General features: G+C 40.3%; 25 protein-coding genes and 1 tRNA gene. 14 read left to right on the top strand and 12 right to left on the bottom strand.

Annotated elements, in window-relative coordinates; translation table 11 throughout:
* Window positions 1-128 precede the first annotated feature (128 nt).
* Together NMG86_RS04280 and NMG86_RS04275 are read left to right on the top strand one after the other, a co-directional pair.
* On the top strand, window positions 129-644 hold the full coding sequence (locus NMG86_RS04280) for a CAP domain-containing protein (protein WP_026797087.1): 516 nt from the start codon (window positions 129-131) through the stop codon (window positions 642-644).
* Between the two features lie 115 nt (window positions 645-759).
* Window positions 760-1,386 carry a ribonuclease D gene (locus NMG86_RS04275; RefSeq protein WP_026788818.1) on the top strand — a complete coding sequence of 209 codons (627 nt, stop codon included), beginning with the start codon at window positions 760-762 and terminating at the stop codon, window positions 1,384-1,386.
* 306 nt (window positions 1,387-1,692) lie between these two features.
* Here the strand turns inward: NMG86_RS04275 and NMG86_RS04270 are convergent.
* Together NMG86_RS04270 and NMG86_RS04265 are read right to left on the bottom strand one after the other, a co-directional pair.
* Window positions 1,693-1,777, bottom strand: a tRNA-Ser gene (locus NMG86_RS04270).
* Between the two features lie 25 nt (window positions 1,778-1,802).
* Window positions 1,803-2,726 carry a TIGR04168 family protein gene (locus NMG86_RS04265; RefSeq protein WP_026797086.1) on the bottom strand — a complete coding sequence of 308 codons (924 nt, stop codon included), beginning with the start codon at window positions 2,724-2,726 and terminating at the stop codon, window positions 1,803-1,805.
* A 126-nt stretch (window positions 2,727-2,852) separates the two neighbouring features.
* On the opposite strand from NMG86_RS04265, the gene nadA reads away from it, so the two are divergent.
* The 6 genes from nadA to NMG86_RS04235 all read left to right on the top strand — a co-directional run bounded on the left by nadA (window position 2,853) and on the right by NMG86_RS04235 (window position 6,938).
* Window positions 2,853-3,848 (top strand): quinolinate synthase NadA, encoded by a 996-nt coding sequence (gene nadA / locus NMG86_RS04260; protein ID WP_026788816.1) that lies wholly within the window; start codon window positions 2,853-2,855, stop codon window positions 3,846-3,848.
* 190 nt (window positions 3,849-4,038) lie between these two features.
* Window positions 4,039-4,671, top strand: coding sequence for a TIGR04282 family arsenosugar biosynthesis glycosyltransferase (locus tag NMG86_RS04255; RefSeq protein WP_026788815.1), 633 nt, complete (start codon window positions 4,039-4,041; stop codon window positions 4,669-4,671).
* 129 nt (window positions 4,672-4,800) lie between these two features.
* Complete coding sequence (locus tag NMG86_RS04250; protein WP_026788814.1) at window positions 4,801-5,628, top strand: pentapeptide repeat-containing protein; 828 nt, start codon at window positions 4,801-4,803, stop codon at window positions 5,626-5,628.
* A 12-nt stretch (window positions 5,629-5,640) separates the two neighbouring features.
* Window positions 5,641-5,853, top strand: a complete 213-nt coding sequence (locus tag NMG86_RS04245; RefSeq protein ID WP_026797085.1) for a pentapeptide repeat-containing protein — start codon at window positions 5,641-5,643, stop codon at window positions 5,851-5,853.
* Between the two features lie 124 nt (window positions 5,854-5,977).
* Window positions 5,978-6,595, top strand: a complete 618-nt coding sequence (locus NMG86_RS04240; RefSeq protein WP_026797084.1) for a CP12 domain-containing protein — start codon at window positions 5,978-5,980, stop codon at window positions 6,593-6,595.
* 160 nt (window positions 6,596-6,755) lie between these two features.
* Window positions 6,756-6,938: a PDC sensor domain-containing protein gene (locus NMG86_RS04235; RefSeq protein WP_026788811.1), complete on the top strand. Its 183-nt coding sequence runs from the start codon at window positions 6,756-6,758 to the stop codon at window positions 6,936-6,938.
* 49 nt (window positions 6,939-6,987) lie between these two features.
* On the opposite strand, the gene NMG86_RS04230 is transcribed toward NMG86_RS04235, so the two are convergent.
* Window positions 6,988-7,845 carry a 2OG-Fe(II) oxygenase gene (locus tag NMG86_RS04230; RefSeq protein WP_026788810.1) on the bottom strand — a complete coding sequence of 286 codons (858 nt, stop codon included), beginning with the start codon at window positions 7,843-7,845 and terminating at the stop codon, window positions 6,988-6,990.
* A gap of 217 nt (window positions 7,846-8,062) precedes the next feature.
* Between NMG86_RS04230 and lpxC the strand changes: the two genes are divergently transcribed.
* The 4 genes from lpxC to NMG86_RS04210 are packed head-to-tail and all read left to right on the top strand — an operon-like array spanning window position 8,063 to window position 10,738.
* Complete coding sequence (gene lpxC / locus NMG86_RS04225) at window positions 8,063-8,899, top strand: UDP-3-O-acyl-N-acetylglucosamine deacetylase (protein WP_026788809.1); 837 nt, start codon at window positions 8,063-8,065, stop codon at window positions 8,897-8,899.
* 53 nt (window positions 8,900-8,952) lie between these two features.
* Window positions 8,953-9,414: a 3-hydroxyacyl-ACP dehydratase FabZ gene (fabZ, locus tag NMG86_RS04220; RefSeq protein ID WP_042153372.1), complete on the top strand. Its 462-nt coding sequence runs from the start codon at window positions 8,953-8,955 to the stop codon at window positions 9,412-9,414.
* 40 nt (window positions 9,415-9,454) lie between these two features.
* On the top strand, window positions 9,455-10,270 hold the full coding sequence (gene lpxA, locus NMG86_RS04215; RefSeq protein WP_026788808.1) for an acyl-ACP--UDP-N-acetylglucosamine O-acyltransferase: 816 nt from the start codon (window positions 9,455-9,457) through the stop codon (window positions 10,268-10,270).
* A 36-nt stretch (window positions 10,271-10,306) separates the two neighbouring features.
* Window positions 10,307-10,738: a DUF29 domain-containing protein gene (locus NMG86_RS04210; RefSeq protein WP_043938851.1), complete on the top strand. Its 432-nt coding sequence runs from the start codon at window positions 10,307-10,309 to the stop codon at window positions 10,736-10,738.
* Window positions 10,739-11,068: 330 nt separating this feature from the next.
* Here NMG86_RS04210 and NMG86_RS04205 read toward each other — a convergent pair whose 3' ends face one another.
* Both NMG86_RS04205 and NMG86_RS04200 read right to left on the bottom strand, forming a co-directional pair.
* Entirely contained in the window at window positions 11,069-11,332 is a 264-nt protein-coding gene (locus tag NMG86_RS04205; RefSeq protein ID WP_026788806.1) for a hypothetical protein, read from the bottom strand.
* Between the two features lie 157 nt (window positions 11,333-11,489).
* On the bottom strand, window positions 11,490-12,884 hold the full coding sequence (locus NMG86_RS04200) for an NACHT domain-containing protein (RefSeq protein ID WP_026797082.1): 1,395 nt from the start codon (window positions 12,882-12,884) through the stop codon (window positions 11,490-11,492).
* A 188-nt stretch (window positions 12,885-13,072) separates the two neighbouring features.
* Here NMG86_RS04200 and NMG86_RS04195 point away from each other — a divergent pair, with 188 nt between their 5' ends.
* Complete coding sequence (locus NMG86_RS04195; RefSeq protein ID WP_026797081.1) at window positions 13,073-14,119, top strand: glycosyltransferase family 2 protein; 1,047 nt, start codon at window positions 13,073-13,075, stop codon at window positions 14,117-14,119.
* On the opposite strand, the gene NMG86_RS04190 is transcribed toward NMG86_RS04195, so the two are convergent.
* The 7 genes from NMG86_RS04190 to NMG86_RS04160 form a co-directional block, all read right to left on the bottom strand.
* Window positions 14,116-14,556 carry a hypothetical protein gene (locus NMG86_RS04190; RefSeq protein ID WP_026797080.1) on the bottom strand — a complete coding sequence of 147 codons (441 nt, stop codon included), beginning with the start codon at window positions 14,554-14,556 and terminating at the stop codon, window positions 14,116-14,118. The two genes, NMG86_RS04195 and NMG86_RS04190, sit on opposite strands and share 4 nt — an antisense overlap.
* Before the next feature lie 283 nt (window positions 14,557-14,839).
* Entirely contained in the window at window positions 14,840-15,037 is a 198-nt protein-coding gene (locus NMG86_RS04185; RefSeq protein WP_026797079.1) for a hypothetical protein, read from the bottom strand.
* 61 nt (window positions 15,038-15,098) lie between these two features.
* On the bottom strand, window positions 15,099-16,718 hold the full coding sequence (locus NMG86_RS04180; protein ID WP_026797078.1) for a 2-isopropylmalate synthase: 1,620 nt from the start codon (window positions 16,716-16,718) through the stop codon (window positions 15,099-15,101).
* 116 nt (window positions 16,719-16,834) lie between these two features.
* On the bottom strand, window positions 16,835-17,356 hold the full coding sequence (locus NMG86_RS04175; RefSeq protein WP_026788799.1) for a LabA-like NYN domain-containing protein: 522 nt from the start codon (window positions 17,354-17,356) through the stop codon (window positions 16,835-16,837).
* A 378-nt stretch (window positions 17,357-17,734) separates the two neighbouring features.
* A complete protein-coding gene (locus NMG86_RS04170; protein WP_026788798.1) occupies window positions 17,735-18,382 on the bottom strand; it encodes a response regulator transcription factor in 648 nt (215 codons plus the stop codon).
* Between the two features lie 155 nt (window positions 18,383-18,537).
* Window positions 18,538-19,002 carry a (2Fe-2S) ferredoxin domain-containing protein gene (locus tag NMG86_RS04165; protein WP_036833738.1) on the bottom strand — a complete coding sequence of 155 codons (465 nt, stop codon included), beginning with the start codon at window positions 19,000-19,002 and terminating at the stop codon, window positions 18,538-18,540.
* 170 nt (window positions 19,003-19,172) lie between these two features.
* Window positions 19,173-20,039 carry a calcium-binding protein gene (locus NMG86_RS04160; protein WP_052338627.1) on the bottom strand — a complete coding sequence of 289 codons (867 nt, stop codon included), beginning with the start codon at window positions 20,037-20,039 and terminating at the stop codon, window positions 19,173-19,175.
* 7 nt (window positions 20,040-20,046) lie between these two features.
* Here NMG86_RS04160 and NMG86_RS04155 point away from each other — a divergent pair, with 7 nt between their 5' ends.
* Window positions 20,047-20,616, top strand: a complete 570-nt coding sequence (locus NMG86_RS04155) for a hypothetical protein (protein WP_193372465.1) — start codon at window positions 20,047-20,049, stop codon at window positions 20,614-20,616.
* Window positions 20,617-20,706: the final 90 nt, after the last annotated feature.

Below are 20,706 nucleotides of genomic sequence, written 5' to 3'. Positions count from 1 at the left end.
CGAAACCGGAAGCCACAAATAAGGGTCTTGACAAAAATCAAAATTTGTGATGTATGCCAAAAAAAGCGATCGCAATTTCCCAGACCTCTCGCAACAATACCGCGTCAACAATATAGCCAGAATAAACTATGTTTAAGTTACCTGTAATGGGAATAGTCTTATTATTGGGAGGGTGTACATTTTTATCGAAAACTAACTTAATCTCCCCATCATTACCGGAGGTAAAACCTATTTTAGCTTCAAATTCTTCTAATATTGAGCAATTAGAATTATCGGTTTATCAGCAAGTCAATGAATATCGCAAATCCAAGAATTTACTTCCGTTAAAACTTGACCCTAATATTAGTGAACAGTCCCGAATTCATAGCTATTCAATGGCTAATGGGAAAGTTGCTTTTGGTCATGGGGGTGCAGAAGCTCGGTTTCAAAACATTAGTAAGTTTGCTCCATGGCGAGAAATTGCCGAGAATGTGGCTTTTAATTCTGGTTATTCTAACCCAGGAAAAGAAGCAGTTGAAGGATGGATAGAAAGTCCGGGTCATCAACGAAATATGGTGGGAAATTTTGACTTAACTGGAGTAGGTATTGTTAAAAATGCCAAGGGAGAGTATTATTTTACTCAGATTTTTGTTAGGAAAAGATAGTTGGGAATGGGGATCACGGATTTAAGAGGATTTCACGGATTTCACGGATTTTAATCTGTGTTAATCTGCCTAATCCTCAATAGGGTAAAATTAATTAAAACTGTTTTAAAATAATATGTCTAACTTTCAAGTTTGTGATGGGGATATTTCCGAAGCATTATTATCTGAATATCTGACCGCAGATGCTTTAGCGGTAGATACGGAAACAATGGGGTTATTACCTTGGCGCGATCGCCTTTGCTTAATTCAAATTTGCGACCCCAATGGTCAAGTGACCGCCATTAGAATTGCCAAGGGTCAAAAAGAAGCTCCTAATTTAAAACAACTCCTAGAAGCTCCTAATATTCTGAAGGTATTCCATTTTGCTCGATTTGATATTGCTACAATTCGTTATTATTTAGGGATTGAAGTTAATCCGATTTTTTGTACTAAAATTGCTAGTAAATTAGTTAGAACTTATACCGGAAAACACGGACTGAAAGAGTTAGTTCAGGAATTGGAAAAAGTCGAACTAGATAAAACTTCCCAAAGTTCCGACTGGGGAAATGCGAGTAACTTATCGGAAAATCAATTAAATTATGCCGCCAATGATGTTCGCTATTTATTGAATGTACAGAAAAAGCTGGTTTCTATGTTAGCGCGAGAAGACCGTTTAGAACTCGCACAACAATGTTTTTCCTGTTTACCTGTGCTTGTGACCTTGGATTTGTTACAATTTAATGGTATTTTTGAACATCATTAAATTTTAACGCATAATTCTGATCGGGATATTCTTAAAAAAAAATTCCCCCAACCTAAGTTGAAGGAAACCATCAGGGTGCATCTACTTTTGTTTATTCCTTGAGGATTATTTATAATCAGGATATTCTCAAAAAAAAATTCCCCCAACCTAAGTTGAAGGAAAACCATCAGGGTGCATCTATTTTTGTTTATTCCTTTAGGATTATTTCTGATCGGGATATTCTCAAAAAAAAATTCCCCCAACCTAAGTTGAAGGAAAATTATCGGGACACATCCATACCAGTGAAGGTTTCTATCTTCTTCAGAACGGAGAGGGGGGGATTCGAACCCCCGGAACCTTGCGGCTCACCTGATTTCAAGTCAGGCGCATTCGACCACTCTGCCACCTCTCCAGTTGCTCATTGTTGAGCTAAACAATTATAACATGAATGATGATTGTGCCAAGTGCTGAGACAATAATTCTGTTTCAACGACCTGGAAGTCCTCACCTATCCAAACTAACGACACTTCCGATACTTGATTTTGTTCCAAACTCGCAATCGAAAAATTCCGTTGCTTCCCTTGGGGGGTTGTTCTAATCCGATTAACGCAGGCTGAATTCAGATACACCGTCCCTTCTGGACTGGTTACTAACCGTTGACGCTCACGGCTTTTAGTATGACGCAGGTGATGGTGCATATGGCCAAAAGCGACTAAGGGAATGGTTTTACCCAGGGTGCGGGCGTGGGCGATCGCTTCAGCCAAATCTGGATCACCATAATCCCCACCGATCGGGTTCCAATCCTTCCCGCAAGGGGCCTCTGCTGCCTCTCCTAAACCCGTGGGGCCGTTGTGACTTAAAAACAGAATCCGATCATAAGTTGCCGTTTCTACCGCCTGAATCATGCGTTGGGCGGATGCTGCAAAACCATCCACACCAAATCGCTCCGTATAAAAATCGTGATATTTCCATTCTGGCCCCCCCCAACTAAAGGGACGCCCTCCGACTACGGTTAATTGTAAATCGGGAAAATCCCGTTTTCCGTAGCCAACATGATCTTCCCCGATGATTTCCAGTTGCTCTTGGACGCGATCTTCTATTTTGCGATTATAGGGACATTTTTGACGCCCCCATTCGGTGGCGGTGTACCAGGCGTCATGGTTGCCGAAAACGACGGCTTTGGGAGTATCTACGGCGGCGATGGTTTTCACGACGTCTACCGCTTCATTGCCAAAATCCCCGACAAATAGAACTAAATCGACCTCTAAAGACTTCAATGCTAGGGCGTCGGCCTGTTCCCATTGATCATGAATATCTCCAACAACAGCAATTTTCAGGGGTTTGGTATTCACAATGGTCATGGTTTCAAAGGTTCCTAACCTAAGAATAAGCAATTTTGGGGGCGATCGTGAATACCCGTTTTTGGTGAATTCAACTATAATTAAACTACCCTGAACAATATTGAGAGTTCCGATAAGGTTGTTCCTATGTTTACATCCACCCTTTCCGCGACAAACCGTTCGACTGTTACCGATTTACCCGAAGATTTGTTTGCAGCTATTCAAGAGCTTAAGCAAAAATTGAACGCGGTTATTTTGGCGCATTACTATCAAGATCCTGATATTCAAGATATTGCTGATTATATTGGAGATTCCCTGGGACTAGCGCGACAAGCGGCCCAGACCGATGCCGATGTGATTGTTTTTGCTGGGGTTCACTTTATGGCAGAAACAGCTAAAATTTTGAATCCTGATAAGTTGGTGTTGTTACCGGATTTGGATGCGGGGTGTTCCTTGGCCGAAAGTTGTCCCCCCGATGCTTTTGCTCAATTTAAAGCCCAATATCCCGATCATATTGTGGTGTCTTATATTAATTGTACCGCCGAAATTAAGGCGATGAGTGATATTATTTGCACCAGTTCTAATGCGGTGGAGCTTGTTCGGCAAATTCCTGAAAATCAGCCGATTATTTTTGCGCCCGATCGCAATTTGGGCCGATATGTGATGGCAGAAACGGGGCGGGAAATGGTATTATGGGAAGGGGCTTGTATGGTGCATGAAAACTTTTCCCAGAAGAAGTTAGTGCAGCTAAAAATTGAACATCCTGAAGCGGAAATTATTGCCCATCCTGAATGTGAACTTCCGGTTTTAGACCAGGCGGATTATATTGGTTCGACTACGGCATTATTAAACTATGTCAAAAGTAGTCCTAAGTTAAGTTTTATTGTGGCAACGGAGCCGGGAATTATTCATCAAATGGAGAAAGAAACCCAGGGAAAATCTTTTATTCCTGCCCCGCCCATGAGTAATTGTGCTTGTAATGAATGCCCGCACATGAGGTTAAATACCTTAGAAAAACTTTATTTAGCGATGAAAAATTGTTCTCCCGAAATTATCCTTTCCGAAGAAATCAGAATCGCGGCTTTACGTCCGATTCAAAGAATGTTAGAAATGAGTCAAAATATTAATGTTTCCAAAGGATAGGAAGGAGTCAGCAAAATTACAATTTTTGTCAAAATTGTAATATTCTATGGTAGGAGTTTGTTCTCTAAACCCGATTTGAGGTCTAGTTTAGAGAGTGAACTCCTACATTTTTTTTCAGGAATCACTTATGATTGCAATATAAAACCTAGATCAAAAATCTCTTTCTTAAGATCAAACGGATAAATTTATCATGGATAAACATTTAATTATTTTCACCCGTTATCCCGAACCAGGAAAAACAAAAACCAGATTAATTCCGGTTGTGGGAGAAATTGGAGCGGCAAATTTACATCGTCAAATGACGGAAAAAACCCTAAATACAGTCCGAAAATTACAAAAAATAGAGCCTTTATCTATTGAAATTAGATTTACTGGAGGCAATTTAGATGTGATGCAAAATTGGTTAGGGGCAGATTTAATTTATGATGCCCAAAGTTTTGGGGATTTGGGAAATCGGATGGGAAAGGCATTTCAAATGGCATTTTATGAGGAAAAAACCCAGATTATGATGATTGGCACCGATTGCCCAGAATTAACTGTTGATATTTTATATCAAGGATTTAAGCTATTGCAAGATCATGATATTGTGGTCGGCCCTGCTAAAGATGGGGGATATTATTTAATTGGTTTAAAGAGTTATATTCCTGAATTATTTAAAGATATTCCTTGGGGTACAGCAACGGTTTGTGATATCACCCTCAATATTTGTGAAACCTTGAATTTATCCGTCGGTAAATTACCTGTATTATTAGATATTGATCGTCCTGAAGATTTAGTTTTTACTGAATTTAGCAATGAACAATTAGGGTATTATGGCCTGTGATGCCCATTTCCTAGAGATTGAGATTAAAGACAGACTCCCCAAAACCTAAGTAATCTGGGATGATGGAGGGAGTATTCTGTGGCTGTGTCATTCTAAATTAATACTGGGACTATTCGTGAGGCTAATGATATGGAGGTTGATGAATTATTAAAACGCTATGCAGAAGGAGAGCGCCTATTTCGAGCCGTTAGCCTCGTCGGAGTGGATTTAAGGGGTGTTGACCTCCGGGAAGCCACAATTGCTCGGGCTAACTTGGAAAATACCTCCTTCGTGGGGGCGAACTTAATTGGGGTAAATTTTCGAGAAACTAAGTTTACGGGTGTTGACTTCACCGATGCGGATTTAAGCGATGTTAACTTAATTGGGAGCTATTTAGGCGATACCAAGTTCAATCGAGCCAACTTAAGCGGGTCGAGTTTGCGCGGGTCTTCTTCCAAAAATGTTAGCTTCACTCAAGCTAATCTCACCGAAGCTAACCTGACGGAATCGAATTTTGCCAGTGCTAATTTTGTGGGCGCGAATTTAACCCACGCTACCCTAGTCCGAACTAATTTGATGAAAGCTAATCTCACCGGAGCGATTTTAGAAAGCGCTAACCTAACCAACGTGATTATGCGAGAAAGCATCCTAGAAGGGGCAAATTTAACGAATGCGACCCTGAGTGGGGGAATGATGATTGGGGCTAATTTTCATGAAGCGGATTTAACCCGAGTCACGATGATTGGGGCTGATTTAAGCGAAGCTAACCTGAGTGAAGCCAACTTTCGAGGGGCAAATGTAACTTGGACAACTTTACGCGGGGCTAATATGAGCCGAGCTAGACTCTACCGCACTAAATTATCCTGGTCTAATTTGAGTGGTGTTAATCTGATTGAAGCGATTATGATTGATACTAAATTAGATCAAGCAAATTTGAGAGATGCGGATACCCGAGGTGCAATTTTACCGAATAAATAATGGATAGGTTCTGTGCAAATACAATCAACCATTGATTCTCAAGAACTGTTGCGTCGTTATTTAGCTGGAGAACGAGATTTTAACCATATTAACTTGATTGGTGCCCATCTATGTCAAGTCAATTTGGTTGGGGCTAATTTAATCGGAGCCTCCTTAGATCGGGCAGATTTAACTAGGGCTATACTTCATGAACTGTTCCCAGTCAGACTTTCTGAATCTCCTTAAATCCTAGTTTTTTAAGGTTTTAAATTTCCATATTTCAACATTTTAGAATAAATAAAACAACCCTTTTTTTTATTGCCAATTCAAGGTAAAATAGAAGTATAGAGTTTTTTGTGAATTAGCCACTATGATGCTGAAAGCTAGAGATATTATGACCGCCGAGGTGGTCACCATCAAGGGTTCCGCCACCGTTGCCGAAGCCTTTGAACAAATGAGTACTCTGTGTTTACGCGCCTTGATTGTTGAACGCCGTTATCCACAGGATGCTTATGGAATCGTCACCGAGACCGATATTGTTTATAAAGTCACCGCCTACGGCAAAGATCCTAAAAAAATCCGGGTTTATGAAATTATGACTAAACCTTGTATTTCCGTCAATCCTGACCTGGGTGTGGAATATGTAGCTCGACTTTTTGCTCAAACTAAAATTCGTCGCGCTCCTGTGATTCAGGATCAACTCCTAGGAATTATTTCTGTAACTGATATTCTGACTAAGGGAGACTTTGTAGAAAATCCTAAAAGCATTCTATTAGAAGAACGGATTCAAGAGTCGATTGATGAAGCCCGGGCGATTTGTGCTGAGAAAGGAGCAACCTCAAAAGAATGTGCCGCGGCTTGGGATATTGTAGAGGAATTAGAAGCAGAAGCGGCTCACCAAAAAGCCGAACGTTTAGAAAAAAGTGCCTTTGATTTGTACTGTGAAGAAAATCCCGACGCGGCAGAAGCTCGGTTCTATGATACCTAATCATTAATCAAAGTGATTTAGATGAGAAGTTTTCTCACTAATTGCAACAATTTCCCCCTCTAACCGAATGGTATAGAGGGGGTGTGTCTTTGTCTAAAAACAGGGAATAAGCAATATTAATAAGGGAAAATTATGCAAGATCACTCGTACCACGGGAAATTTGATTGTCAAAAATTATGATCTGCGTCAACATCCCAGTTATCAGAAAGCAGTTAAATCAGGAAAATCATCTTGGAGTGATGTGTTTATTTCCTTTTTAGAACCGAGTTTACTCATAAGCGCCTTAGAACCTATTTATAATCGCGTTATCGGAAGAATTAGAATATTGGGTGAATCATTTTAGGTTCGATTTAATTTTTAATGTCTTGGAAAATATAATCCAAAAATCTTAGTTAACCATGAATCCAACCATTGAGAGTAAATCGACTATCAGTAAACTTTTCAGAGGGACAATACACGGGTAAAACTTCATGTTTACACCGACTATCAAAAAATATAATACTATTATTAAGCGGTTTAATCTGAGTAAAATTTTCGTAAATGATGGCTTCTTCTCCTTGAATTTTTGTTTGATATAATCTCAAATCTCCACCATAAAAACCTTGAGGTTCTTGATAAAAATAGTACACATAGGTTAATTTACGATTAGCTGCTTTTCCCCCATCCACATCTTGATGAATTTTATAATATCCTCCATGTAAATGAGCCGTAATTTGGATTTCTAAATAAGCAACTAAAAACATTTGTATTTGTAATTGTTCCATCACCTGCGGTCTAGCGGTGAGAAGTTTATGGGTGATAAGTTCATGAAATTCGGCAAAGTGTTCAGGAAGTAAAATATAGGATTGACGATATTCTGATTCATTATTAATCACTTCCGAGGAAAAGAAATTATTTTGATTAGCAAGGGTTGAATTTAAAAGTTTTTGATAATCTTCTTCTGAGAAAAAGTTATCAATTTGGACATAATCAGGATTTATAATAATTGCTTTTGGTTCGGTAATATTAGACGAATTATCAGGAGATGGAATAACTTCTGATAAATTTGAATTAAAATCTTTCTGCTGAGATAATATTCCTATTTCTAATATTTTTAATGCGGCATTTAGCCTTTGTTCGTAGGTGATGTCCGGTTGATTTAGACTGGATTTGACAATATCTAAGGCTTGGTTTAAAATCTGATCAAAATTGCTATTATAGTCTTGATTTTCTTCCATATTAGATAACATTGGAGATGATTTTTCTGGCATAGATTAAAGTTTTGATAGAATGATTAATTAGGGTTGTTGGGCTTTAGCCAATTTTTGTTGGGGCTAAAGCCCAACAACGAACTTACCAAGATTATACTTAATTTTGCTCCCCCAAGTCAAAAAAAATTCTCAAAGGGGATTAAACTAAAAATAAGTTATAACAAAAACGATGCCATAATTAAACATACAAATCCATAAAAATTAGGAGAATTGAACATTGATTAATCACAGCGAATATACCCTAAAAGCAGGGTTTAGTTGTTCTGGGGTAGGATTACATACTGGTGTGAATACAACGGTTAGAGTTTTACCTGCAAATCCAGGGGAAGGACGCTATTTTGTGCGAGTTGATTTACCGGAAAATCCTCAAATTCCGGCTAGATTAGAATCGGTATTATCCACCACTTTATCCACAGAATTAGGCACTAAAAACGCTAAAGTTAGAACCGTTGAACATTTGTTGGCCGCCTTAACTGGAATGGGAATTGATCACGTTAGAATTGAAATTGATGGCCCAGAAGTCCCCTTATTAGATGGTTCGGCTCAAAATTGGGTAGAGGCGATCGCAACCGTTGGACGTCAACCCCTCGATATTCCCTCCCAGGACGTCCCTACTGTTCAAATTACCAAACCCCTATCCGTCCAGCAGGGCGATGGTTTTGTCGCCGCCTTTCCCGCATCCGAAACCCGATTTACCTACGGGATTGATTTTTCAGTTCCAGCCATTGGCAATCAATGGTATAGTTACACGGCTGATCCTGAAATCTTTGCGCGGGAAATTGCTCCGGCCAGAACCTTCACCCTAGAAGCACAGGTGGAACAGTTAGCAAGAGCGGGACTGATTCAAGGAGGTAGTCTGGATAATGCGATTGTGTGCGGAAAATCAGGATGGTTAAATCCACCTTTGAGATATGCAAATGAACCCGTGCGTCATAAAATTTTAGACTTAGTAGGGGATTTGAGTTTATTGGGTTTTCTGCCTCAAGCTCATTACTTAGCATACAAAGCCGGACACCATCTCCATGTTCAACTGGTTCAGGAAATATCAAAGTAGTAAGCCCTTTAGGGCTTCTTTCTACCACTAACGTTAACTTAAATTCATCGGATATGGACGACGCCCCTGTGTTGAACGCTGAAACAGTATTGATGATTGAGGAGATTCAAAATCTATTACCCCATCGCTATCCCTTTGCGTTGGTGGATCGAATTATTGAATATGTCCCGGGTAAAAAGGCCGTGGGCCTCAAAAATGTCACCATTAATGAACCCCATTTTCAAGGCCACTTCCCCGGACGTCCAATTATGCCCGGAGTTTTAATTGTGGAAGCCATGGCCCAAGTCGGAGGAGTGGTTTTAACTCAACTTCCTGATTTAAAAGGTAGTTTGTTTTTATTTGCGGGAATTGATAAAGTCCGATTCCGTCGTCCCGTAGTTCCGGGGGATCAATTGATCATGACTACAGAATTATTGGTCGTGAAACAACGCCGTTTCGGTAAAATGCAAGCTCGCGCCGAAGTCGATGGTAAACTGGCCTGTGAAGGAGAACTAATGTTCTCTCTTGTAGACTGAATTCTTATACCTTGTTAGGTTTTAACCCATTTTAATTTCTATGACGACCTTAATTCACCCCACTGCTGTGATTCATCCTGGTGCAGAACTCCATCCTACAGTTCAAGTTGGCGCTTATGCTGTAATTGGGGAATATGTTAAGGTCGGTGCGGATACGGTCATTGGTTCCCATGTTGTGATTCATGGCCGCACGGAAATTGGCGATCGCAATCAATTTTTTCCGGGGGCGGTAATTGGTTCGGAACCTCAAGATCTCAAATATGATGGTTCTTTGAGTTTAGTTAAAATTGGTAATGATAATCTGATTCGGGAATATGTCACAATTAATCGCGCTACAAATGCCGGGGACGCTACGATTATTGGGAATCAAAATCTATTAATGGCCTATGTTCATGTGGCCCATAATTGTGTGATTGAAGATCAGGTGGTAATTGCCAATTCTGTCGCCCTAGCGGGTCATGTTTATATTGAATCAAAAGCCCGATTAAGTGGGGTTTTAGGGGTGCATCAATTTGTGCATATTGGGCAATTAGCCATGATTGGCGGCATGACCAGGATTGATCGAGATGTACCTCCGTTTGTGTTAGTTGAGGGGAATCCTTCTCGGGTGCGATCGCTTAATTTAGTCGGGTTAAAACGGGCGGGATTTACTTCCGATGATTTTTCTTTATTAAAGAAAGCCTTTCGGTTATTATATCGTTCTGAATATTCTTTTACCCAAGGATTAGAACAGTTAGATTTATTACCGGATCATGCGGCGATTCAACATTTACGCCAGTTTATTAAACGTTCTCAAAACGATCCCGGACGTCGGGGAATGACTCCGGGGGGAAAACGCAAAACAAAGGAAGATTAAGCACAATTTTATCCAATTTAGGGAGGTGAATGATTGATGATCATGGATTTAAAAACACTCTATGAAACCGATGATGTTGAATGGTTACAAGAAACGGTTAAATTGATTAAAAATCACCAATTTGAACAGCTAGATTTAGAAAATTTAATTGAGGAATTAGAGGATTTGGGTAGGGAAAAGAAAAACGCGGTAGTGAGTCTTTTGGAACAGATTATCCGTCATTTATTATTACTGCAATATTGGACAGGGGAAGTTGAGTATAATAGAGTTCACCCGGAAGAAGAAATCTATAGTTTTAGAGTTCAGTTGAGACGAAAAATTACCACAAATCTCCGTAATTATTTAGATTCAGAATTTGACTCTATCTATCAAGATGCGTTAGGATTTGTGAAAATTAAAACTCAAAATTCTGTTGATTTTCCTTTAGAATGTCCCTACACCCTTGAACAATTATTGAATATTGAATAATTTCCTGTTTAAATTTTATCAGCAAAATGTTCTTGTAATGAACAATGATTTTGATATAAAATACTAGATTTTTTTCAGTCCCGCGAACGGGATTCTATTAGTTGAAAGTATTCTCCAAATGGTGTGAAATAACTCCCTGTTATGTTTCAGTCCCGCGAACGGGATTCTATTAGTTGAAAGTCTCATCCAAAGCATTTGAAACGATTTCCTGTGGATTAATTTGCATCGTTAACTCCTTGTTGTTTGCTTGATTTTATCCTAAATTACTCAATAAATCAATTGCTAATTTCTATTAAATCGTGACAAGAGAGGGAGTTGCGATCGCTAAAACTATTTCTGCTTTTCTTTCTGCCTTCTAATTTCGTGTACAGAATAAGGCATCTTCATGTTATAAATACGCGGATGGATTTTTTCAAAATCATAAACAATATTTTCTTTACAGACCCCTTGCTTACCTTCTTCCAGGCGAGGTATTGCTCGTTCGTAGTAATTACCTTGTTCGGAAATTACCCGATACTGATAATATTCAGAAAGCAACCCTCCTAATGAACTTATCTTTTCAACAGAATCAAGAGGGATGTGATTGTATTCCATAGAATTTGTTTATTAGATAATGTGCGATCACTACTCTACCCCAAATAACCCCATAAATCAAATATCTGGGGTTTCTGGGGTTGCATTATTTGGAATTTTATCTTGATTTTTCCGCTCACTCAGCATGACAAAGAGTGCAATTATTCTAGTTTAACTATTAAATTTTATTATAAAAATGATCCCGTAATAAACGATTAATAAAACGATAGCGATCGCCATTTTTTTGTAATAATAACTTATCCGTAGCATCATTCAAAAATCGTTGATAATTCCAAGGAATATTCCCATCTTTCCACAAAATCCATCGAATTACAAACTGTTCTATTTTTTGCTTTAAACCCGATTTTTCTAATAAAATTGCCCATAATAATCCCAATCCCATCCCCAGGATTAAAAGTGGAGTTGTTCTGAGAATAACTCCTGCTAATATTAATATTAGAATAATTCCCCAAATCAAACCTAGAATTAACTTTAATATTAACTTATAACGCTGTTTTTGTTCATTCTCATCTAACCAATGAATCGGTATTTTTTCTACTGAAAATTCTGTGACTTCATCGGTTATTAGTCGAGTCGCTAACCATCCTAACCATCGTCTAAAACCTTCGGATTTAGGAGCTTTTCCGGGGAGATATTGGGATTTATGAATATCCTGATTTAGTTGACGACGAATATAAGCATTAAATAAATAATCACGCTGTTCCTCAAAGGAATTAAGATGTTTCCAAGACATGATTAAAATTTCTTCATAGGCTAATGTCATCATCGTTAAATATAGCGGTGTTTTTGCTAAATTTAATAACGGTTTATCCGTTTCAATATTGTGCCAAAGTTCTCGACTACGAGAATTAATTAAATAATCTTTAATTTGTGGAATCGTTAAAGGACGTAAAAAAATAGCTCCATTCAAATCCAAGCGTTCCGATAATTTTTGATAACTTATAACATTAGCACAGATCACCAAATGTAAAGGTGAAACATCCCCATTCAACATTTGATTAATTTGTTGAATATATTTAACTTGTTGATTCAAAGAAAGTTTATCTAATCCATCAATTAATGGTAAAATCTGAAGCTGTTGAATCCAATTTTGAACCACAGCAATAGAAATTCCATACTTAATATGTAGCTGTTCAACAATCCAATCCATAATCAATTGATCGGGATTCTTCCAAGTTGATAAATCCAGTAAAACAGGGATAGGTTCTTCAACATCAGTTTGAGCGCGACTAACTAATACTTTAGCTAATCCGATTAAGGTTGTAGTTTTTCCCGAACCGGTCGATCCTAAAATTAATAATCTGCCATTTAAACGATCAAAAACTTGAATAATTCCCGTATCATTCGTTAAACGAACACTCGGATGATGACTAACTTTTAACTCCACATCCCAGATTCGTCGCATTTTCAAGGGTGGCGTTTCTTGAGCTAAATAAGTTAATACCCCTCGATGTAAAGATTGTAAGCGATACTGTCTCACTTCATTTTGGACTTGAAGCAGCAACTTTTGACGATTGTGTAATTGAACCTGGGAAGAAGTCAATTTTGACATTGAAAATTTAGAATAAGTGAAAAACTGTAACCTACCCGTTTCCGCGAAAATATCACCAGTATATAGCAATCCCAAATCTTCTGTGAAAAAAACATAGGAATTTTGTCTTCAAACCTCTACAATAAAACAGTCTAAAGCTGTGTAAGCATTCAGGACTGGGATTTGATAATTGATTTAAAAAGATAAAAATGGATATTTCACAAGCACCAATTTTAAAAACTCCAGAACCTGAATATGGAGATTTGATTTTTGATTCCCACACCTTAGCTATTTCAATCGTTGTACCTATTTACAATGAAGTAGAAAGTTTACCCCGACTGATTGCAGCGATTGATACAAATATGGCCGATTTGGGTTTAACCTATGAATTGATTTGTGTTGATGATGGGTCAAGCGATGGGTCTACGGAACTCCTGAAACAACAAGCCGAAATTAATCCTAATCTTAAAGCCATTGTTCTCCGGCGTAATTATGGTCAGACCGCAGCCATGGCGGCGGGGTTTAAGTATTCCCAGGGTCAGGTGATCATTACCCTGGATGGTGATTTACAAAACGATCCCCAGGATATTGCACTCCTGCTGAGGGAATTAGGTAAGGGGTATGATGTCGTCAGTGGTTGGCGGAAAAATCGACAGGATGATAAATTGAGCCGTTTGCTTCCCTCCCGCATTGCGAACTGGCTGATTAGCAAAATGACCGGAGTGCAGTTACATGACTATGGCTGTTCCCTCAAAGCCTACCGGACTGAGTTAATCGCCGATATGAACCTCTATGGAGAATTACACCGATTTTTACCCGCTTTAGCATTTATTGAAGGGGCAAAAATTACTGAAATTCCAGTTAACCATCATGCTCGTCGTTTTGGTCAGAGTAAGTATGGTTTAGATCGCACCTTTAGGGTGGTGATGGATCTGTTAACGATTTCTTTTATCAAAAAATTCCTAACTCGACCCATGCACGTTTTTGGTCTGTTGGGAATATCAGCTTTTGGGGTTGGAATTGTTGTTGGTGCTTATTTGAGTTTTATTCGCCTGGTCTTAGGCCAAGAGATTGCCGCTCGTCCCTTACTTACCCTGGCGGTACTCATGACCCTTACCGGAATTCAACTCTTTTGTTTTGGTCTATTAGCCGAACTCTCAATGCGAACCTATCACGAATCCCAAGATCGACCGATCTATCGAGTTCGTGAAGTGATCGAATCTAATGGTAAGAGCAATAACTCAAAAGCCCATTAATCTTCTAAACAGGGGATGGTACTGTTGACAGGAAAAACTTTACACATCATATATTCAGGGTGAAACCCCTCCCCAAGCTCTCCGTGCACAGGGGGTTTGTGGGGGCCGGACGGGTGACAAACCAATGAGGAGGAAGGGGTTTCTGCCGGATTGTTTTGAGGTTGAATACAAACAGCCACCTGTCCAACTCCAATCATTAAGGTTTGCACTCGTTCAAGAATTTGATCGAGATCCACGAGTAATGTTTCCGCCGCTAACAAAGAAGGGGTAACAATAAAAAAGGTTTTGACTCCGGTGGGACTAGGAGCAAAACCAAAGCTACATTCAGAAAGTTGAGACTGGTTTAAGGGAGTGAGAGCGTCAGAGAAACGTTTAATTAACGCCTGATGCAAAGACTGACTTAGCACACGATCATCAGATATCGGTTGGGGTAACATGGTTCGTCCTTACCAAAAAATTCATTATAAAGCTCCGTCTTTTGGGGAAGCAGGGGAAGCAGGGGAGCAGGGGGGGTAAACTCTTTTTATTACCCATTACCTATTACCCATTACCCATTACCTATTACCCACTTATGACGGCTTTTTATGATTTACCTATCATTTATTCTACCCTCCAGTTTAACATTAACTAATTTCCCATTGGTTTAAATTTTTAATCAGATTCATAAGTAAACCCTGGGTTAATCTCAGAACTTCCCTACATAACCAGCAGACCTAGCAATTAATTTTGTATTCTTTCTACCGGGGTATTGATCGTTTTAGCCTTTTTAAAAGTCAATAATCCTAACCCAGCCAAAAATAAAGTCAAAATTGCCATCACCACAATAAAGACTTTTTTGGTTTTCATCGTTGCTGCTTCATATTGCAACAACATTTCCTGTTTAATTTTTTTCTCTTGTTCCGAAGGTTCTGGATTCATGGAATTTAGTATTATGGGTTGAAAGTTGACGGTTAAACATTAACCGCCAACTACCTTCTAATTAACTCACCGAACTTTGGACAACCTCTTGAGACTGGGGTATACTTTCGGTCTGCATAGAAGCATACAAACGATTCAGAGCGTTCAAATAGGCCTGAGCCGAGGCTACAATAATATCGGTATTAACCGCATGACCGGAAAATACCCGGTCTTGATAACGTAACCGAATAGTAACTTCTCCAATCGCATCAATTCCCGCCGTCACCGACTGTACAGAAAACTCAATTAACTCATTAGGCACATTGGCGACCCGGTTAATCGCCTGATAGACCGCATCCACTGGGCCAGTCCCAATCGCGGCATCGGTTAATTCCTGACCATCGGGGGTGCGGACTGTCACCGTGGCCGTGGGACGGGCTTGATTTCCACAGGACACCTGGACAAATTCCAAGTGAAATAATTCCGGGGTTTGTTGAATTTCATCCTTAACAATGGCTTCCAAATCCCAATCGGTGATTTCTTTTTTCTTATCGGCCAATTCCTTAAACCGGACAAACGCCTTATTCACCTCCGGGTCGGTTAACTCAAATCCCAACTCCCGCATCCGAGATTGAAACGCATGACGCCCGGAATGTTTGCCCAAGACAATCAGGTTATCATTCAACCCAATAGATTGAGCATCCATAATTTCATAGGTGCGTTTATGCTTTAATATCCCATCTTGATGAATTCCCGACTCATGGGCAAAAGCATTCGCCCCGACAATCGCCTTATTCGGTTGCACTAACATTCCCGTCAAGTTAGAAACCAAGCGAGAGGTTTTATAGATTTGGCGGGTATCAATATTGGTCAAGGAGGCTTCTGATTCTGGCTCTCGACCCAAAAAAGGATTAAAATACTGCCGACGGACGTGCAAAGCCATCACCAGTTCTTCTAAGGCGGCATTTCCAGCCCGTTCTCCGATGCCATTAATCGTGCATTCCAACTGTCGCGCCCCATTTTTTACCGCTTCTAAGAAGTTAGCAACGGCCAAACCCAAATCATTATGGCCATGGACGGAAATAATCGCTTGGTCGATATTGGGGACATTTTCCTTAATCCCTCTAATGATCGCCCCAAATTCCGCCGGGGTGGTATAACCGACGGTATCAGGTATATTAACCGTTGTCGCCCCGGCTGCGATCGCTCGCTCCAAAACTTGATACAAAAATTCTGGGTCAGACCGTCCCGCATCTTCAGGGGAAAACTCAATATCATCGACAAAGGATTTGGCATAGGCGACCATTTCTGAGGTAATATCCAAGACCTCAGACCGGGTTTTTTTCAATTTATATTGCAAATGGATATCGCTGGTAGCAATAAAAGTATGAATTCGGCGATGGAAAGCCGGAGAAACCGCCTTAGCCGCTGCTTCAATATCCCCTTTCACAGATCGGGCTAAACTACAAATCACCGGGCCATCTTCCGTACCTACTGCTTCTGCAATTCGAGAAACCGCATCAAAATCCCCATGACTGGCGATCGCAAATCCTGCCTCAATTACATCCACCCCTAAACGGGCTAATTGTCGAGCAATTACCAACTTCTCATCTACATTCAGGGTAGCCCCCGGACATTGTTCGCCATCGCGCAAAGTAGTATCAAAAATAATAATTCGGTCGGGGTTAGGTTGAAATTTCATCGCGGGAAAATCTCCTTGTAAGCGTTAACTGTTGACTGTTGAGTGTTGACTGTTGACTGTTGACTTTTGGCTGTTCCGGTGTTTCGGTGTTCCGGTGTTCCGGTGTTCCCTAATCGTTAATAGTCTGTTTTTTCAATCTGTTCTCGAATATCGTTGAGATCGATATAACGATCGGTGGCATTCCGCAGTTCTCTAGCGATCATTCCTTCTGTAGAAACAACGGTAATATGAGTATTTTTAGATCGTAACAGTTCAATCGCTCGTTCAAAGTCCCCATCTCCACTAAAGAGGACGACCCGATCATATTGTTCTACGGTATTAAACATATCTACAACAATTTCAATATCTAAATTAGCTTTTTGGGAATACCGACCGGAACTATCATCGTAATATTCCTTGAGAATTTTAGTGCGAACTGTATAACCTAAACTGATCAGAGCATCCCGGAATCCTCGTTGATCTTGGGGGTCTTTGAGTCCTGTATACCAGAAGGCATTGACTAGGGTGATATCCACTTGTTCTGTTTTGAAATAGGTCAAAACCCTACGGGGATCAAAAAACCAACCATTTTTTTGTTGAGCATAGAACATATTGTTACCGTCCACAAAAATAGAAAGACGGTTTTTTACGTTAGGCATAGAAAATTAAGACCTAATATTTGTAGAAATGAATTTAATCTAAATATTCTATCTTAACATCCATAATCAAATAAAGTATAGGCATCAACAAAGGCTGTTGTCTCGCCATAAATATTTTATTCGATAGATGTAAAGATATAATTTGATCCTACTGCATTAATTTGGCACTCAACACTAATATATCTTGGTTATTCATATAATTTTATGTTTATAAAATACCATATATGATTATATTTAATTATAAGTTTAACGAAAATTTACAATAATCCCAGCCATTTTGGGAAAATCTCTTGAAAACCCTCAAAGTCTATATCCCTGATGGAGAAACTCATCTGACATTTTTCTGAACTCAAGACCTCGATCTGGTGACTGACGGGGCTAAAATTTTTTGCTTTCTAGTGCCCATCGGGCCAGTTCTGTCCGATTATGGAGGCCGGTTTTTCCCAAAATATTACTGATATGACTTTCAATCGTGCGTTGACTGATTTTCATAATCCGAGCAATATCACGGTTAGCTAAACCTTGAGTAACTAGGCGGACAACCTTTAACTCCGTTGGAGTTAGTTGTACATTCCGACGCACCCGCAACTTAGGGCCATTACTATTAAGATTGGCACTGTGGCCGTTGGTCAAACGGGATGCTTGGCGCAGGGAAGACTCGACTTGAGCCACTAATTCTTCTGGCTCAAAGGGTTTGACAATATAGACATCGGCTCCGGTATTTAAGCCTTTAACTTTATCCTGACTTTGACCTTTAGCCGATAGAAATAGAACAGGAATCCATCCGGTGCGGGGGTCTTCTCGAATTTTTTTCACCAGACTATAACCGTCCATTTCTGGCATCATAATATCGCAGATCATCAGATCAGGAAGTTCATCTTCGAGAATCTCCAACGCAATTACACCGTTTTCTGCCGTGACCACATCATATCCCCGAAATTCCAAATAGTCCCTGACCAATAAAATCAGGTTAGGGTCATCATCCACAAGCATCAGTCGTTTTTGATCTCCGTTTCTATCCTTCATTTTAAAATCTGTTCCAATGGGGAATCGGCGTAACAACATCAAGGTCAATTTTTTATATCTAGTTCGGTGATATCTCTTTATAGGTTTATTTAGACAAACAGTTTTCACCAAAATATAGATATATCAGCAAGTATAATAGATTACCCAACAATTAATTAAGAATTAAGCAATTTGTCATTCGTAATTTGTAATGGATGGGTTAGAGGAGGGGTTAAAAACACATACTCTTGCACTACTTGAGAACCTAAAATATGTTCTTGAAGAATTCGTTCAATCACCTCCGATGTTGCAGAATGATACCAAACCCCATCGGGATAAACTACTAAAATAGGGCCATGAGTACAAACACGCAGACAATTTGCCTTGGTTCTAAAGGTACAACTGGGTTTACCCTCAGTCACCTGATCTAGTTTTAACTCAGTCAATCGTTTTTTTAAATAGTCCCACGCCTCTAAACTTTGTTCTTTGGAACAACAGAGGGGCTTAGTCTGATCCGCACAAATAAAAATATGACGTTCAATTTGATTTAATCCTAAAGTCTGTACCTTATTAGCCAAATCGACCGTGATTAAATCGGACTCAGAGGAAGTAATACTCGCAAATTCCGACGAAGATGACATACAATTCGCAGTTTGATAAAAAAGACCTTAAAACTCCATCATAACAGTTTTTGAAGCGTACAGGTGTTAGCTGTTGATATGTTGATGAGGGGATTGAGCAAGGTTGGACTGCATCGGGAAAGATCAGTATTAGAGAGACGCGCCGTGGCACGTCTCTACAATAATGACTGTTATCCTAGAACAAAATTACTCTTACCTATCAATCTACTATCGACTCCCAACAGTTCAGCCAACTGTTGTTGACTACTGGCTATTTTAATTAGGGTGGAGTCGTTAAAAGAGGTGATTTGTAACTGTTCAAAAGTTAAACCTCCGGTTAAAGCGATAATATCCGCTCCGTTAGTAAAGTCGGTAATTAGCTCATTCCCAAAACTACTGGCCAGATAGAAGCGGTCATTACCCGCACCACCAGTTAGGGTGTCATCGCCCTCGGCTCCAACTAACCAGTCATTACCCTGACCTCCGGTTAAGATATCGTTGCCTTCTCCGCCATCGAGGGTATCATCACCTTGATCACCCGAGAGCAAATCATTGCCTTCGCTGCCGTCGAGAAGGTCATTGCCCTGACCGCCATAAATCATGTCGTCTCCTGAGTTACCCGAAATGGTGTCATTGGCTTCGTTACCAGAGAGAAGATCATCACCTTCGTTTCCTTCTGTTATGTCTTCTCCTTTGTTTCCCAAGATAGTATCATCTCCGTTGCCACCTTTAATTAAGTCATTCTCTTGACCTCCAAAGAGTTCATCCTCTCCATCACCTCCATCAATCAGGTCTTCTCCTAGGTTGCCGTTAATCCAATCATTCCCGCCATTACCCGTAATGATATCGTTACCCAGGTTCCCGTAGAGTTCATCTGCTCCATCATTTACGATGATTTGGTCGTTATCTTTGCCACCGAGGACGGTATCGTTACCTTCTAAGGCAAAGATGACATCGGCTTCTGCTTTACCTGATATGGGTTCATCGCCAGGAACCTTGACTTCTTGGGTAGGAAATTCGATGGTTGTTATAAAATTGGTGGAGTCATAGATATCCACACTGCCATTGAATACCGGAGTTTCGGGAATTCGTTCCGGTGTGGGACTCGGTATTGGTTCCGGTGTTGGAGTTACGGTTGGAACTGGTGTCGGTGCAACTGTTGGAACTGGGGTAGGTGCAACTGTTGGAACTGGGGTCGGTGCAACTGTTGGAACTGGGGTAGGTGCAACTGTTGGAACTGGGGTAGGTGCAACTGTTGGAACTGGTGTCGGTGCAACTGTTGGAATTGGTGTCGGTGCAACTGTTGGAATTGGGGTTGGAGTTACCGTTGGTTCCGGGGTCGGTGCTACGGTTGGAACTGGGGTAGGTGCAACTGTTGGAACTGGTGTCGGAGTTACCGTTGGTTCCGGTGTCGGTGCAACTGTTGGAACTGGGGTCGGAGTTACCGTTGGTTCCGGTGTCGGTGCAACTGTTGGAACTGGGGTCGGAGTTACCGTTGGTTCCGGTGTCGGAGTTACCGTTGGAACTGGGGTTGGAGTTACGGTTGGAACTGGGGTAGGAGTTACCGTAGGACTTGGTGTCGGAGCAACCGTAGGACTTGGTGTCGGAGTAATATCAACAATACGAGTTAGTTGAGTTGCTGCGGTATTATTATTACCCGCAGTATCAATAGCTTTAGCAGCCGGAATATCTACGGTGACAGTTAGAGTCGATTAGGGAGTTACC

The organism is Planktothrix rubescens CCAP 1459/22 (assembly GCA_904830895.1).
GTDB classification, from domain to species: Bacteria; Cyanobacteriota; Cyanobacteriia; order Cyanobacteriales; family Microcoleaceae; genus Planktothrix; species Planktothrix agardhii.
This window is presented reverse-complemented; position numbering and strand designations above follow the sequence as displayed.

What these genes read in the sequence shown, in the direction of transcription:
- NMG86_RS04280 (WP_026797087.1), top strand. Translation starts at nt 129, where the DNA reads ATGTTTAAGTTACCTGTAATGGGAATAGTCTTATTATTGGGAGGGTGT.
- NMG86_RS04275 (WP_026788818.1), top strand. Translation starts at nt 760, where the DNA reads ATGTCTAACTTTCAAGTTTGTGATGGGGATATTTCCGAAGCATTATTA.
- NMG86_RS04265 (WP_026797086.1), bottom strand. Translation starts at nt 2,726, where the DNA reads ATGACCATTGTGAATACCAAACCCCTGAAAATTGCTGTTGTTGGAGAT.
- nadA (WP_026788816.1), top strand. Translation starts at nt 2,853, where the DNA reads ATGTTTACATCCACCCTTTCCGCGACAAACCGTTCGACTGTTACCGAT.
- NMG86_RS04255 (WP_026788815.1), top strand. Translation starts at nt 4,039, where the DNA reads ATGGATAAACATTTAATTATTTTCACCCGTTATCCCGAACCAGGAAAA.
- NMG86_RS04250 (WP_026788814.1), top strand. Translation starts at nt 4,801, where the DNA reads ATGGAGGTTGATGAATTATTAAAACGCTATGCAGAAGGAGAGCGCCTA.
- NMG86_RS04240 (WP_026797084.1), top strand. Translation starts at nt 5,978, where the DNA reads ATGATGCTGAAAGCTAGAGATATTATGACCGCCGAGGTGGTCACCATC.
- NMG86_RS04230 (WP_026788810.1), bottom strand. Translation starts at nt 7,845, where the DNA reads ATGCCAGAAAAATCATCTCCAATGTTATCTAATATGGAAGAAAATCAA.
- fabZ (WP_042153372.1), top strand. Translation starts at nt 8,953, where the DNA reads ATGGACGACGCCCCTGTGTTGAACGCTGAAACAGTATTGATGATTGAG.
- lpxA (WP_026788808.1), top strand. Translation starts at nt 9,455, where the DNA reads ATGACGACCTTAATTCACCCCACTGCTGTGATTCATCCTGGTGCAGAA.
- NMG86_RS04210 (WP_043938851.1), top strand. Translation starts at nt 10,307, where the DNA reads ATGATCATGGATTTAAAAACACTCTATGAAACCGATGATGTTGAATGG.
- NMG86_RS04205 (WP_026788806.1), bottom strand. Translation starts at nt 11,332, where the DNA reads ATGGAATACAATCACATCCCTCTTGATTCTGTTGAAAAGATAAGTTCA.
- NMG86_RS04200 (WP_026797082.1), bottom strand. Translation starts at nt 12,884, where the DNA reads ATGTCAAAATTGACTTCTTCCCAGGTTCAATTACACAATCGTCAAAAG.
- NMG86_RS04195 (WP_026797081.1), top strand. Translation starts at nt 13,073, where the DNA reads ATGGATATTTCACAAGCACCAATTTTAAAAACTCCAGAACCTGAATAT.
- NMG86_RS04190 (WP_026797080.1), bottom strand. Translation starts at nt 14,556, where the DNA reads ATGTTACCCCAACCGATATCTGATGATCGTGTGCTAAGTCAGTCTTTG.
- NMG86_RS04185 (WP_026797079.1), bottom strand. Translation starts at nt 15,037, where the DNA reads ATGAATCCAGAACCTTCGGAACAAGAGAAAAAAATTAAACAGGAAATG.
- NMG86_RS04180 (WP_026797078.1), bottom strand. Translation starts at nt 16,718, where the DNA reads ATGAAATTTCAACCTAACCCCGACCGAATTATTATTTTTGATACTACT.
- NMG86_RS04175 (WP_026788799.1), bottom strand. Translation starts at nt 17,356, where the DNA reads ATGCCTAACGTAAAAAACCGTCTTTCTATTTTTGTGGACGGTAACAAT.
- NMG86_RS04170 (WP_026788798.1), bottom strand. Translation starts at nt 18,382, where the DNA reads ATGAAGGATAGAAACGGAGATCAAAAACGACTGATGCTTGTGGATGAT.
- NMG86_RS04165 (WP_036833738.1), bottom strand. Translation starts at nt 19,002, where the DNA reads ATGTCATCTTCGTCGGAATTTGCGAGTATTACTTCCTCTGAGTCCGAT.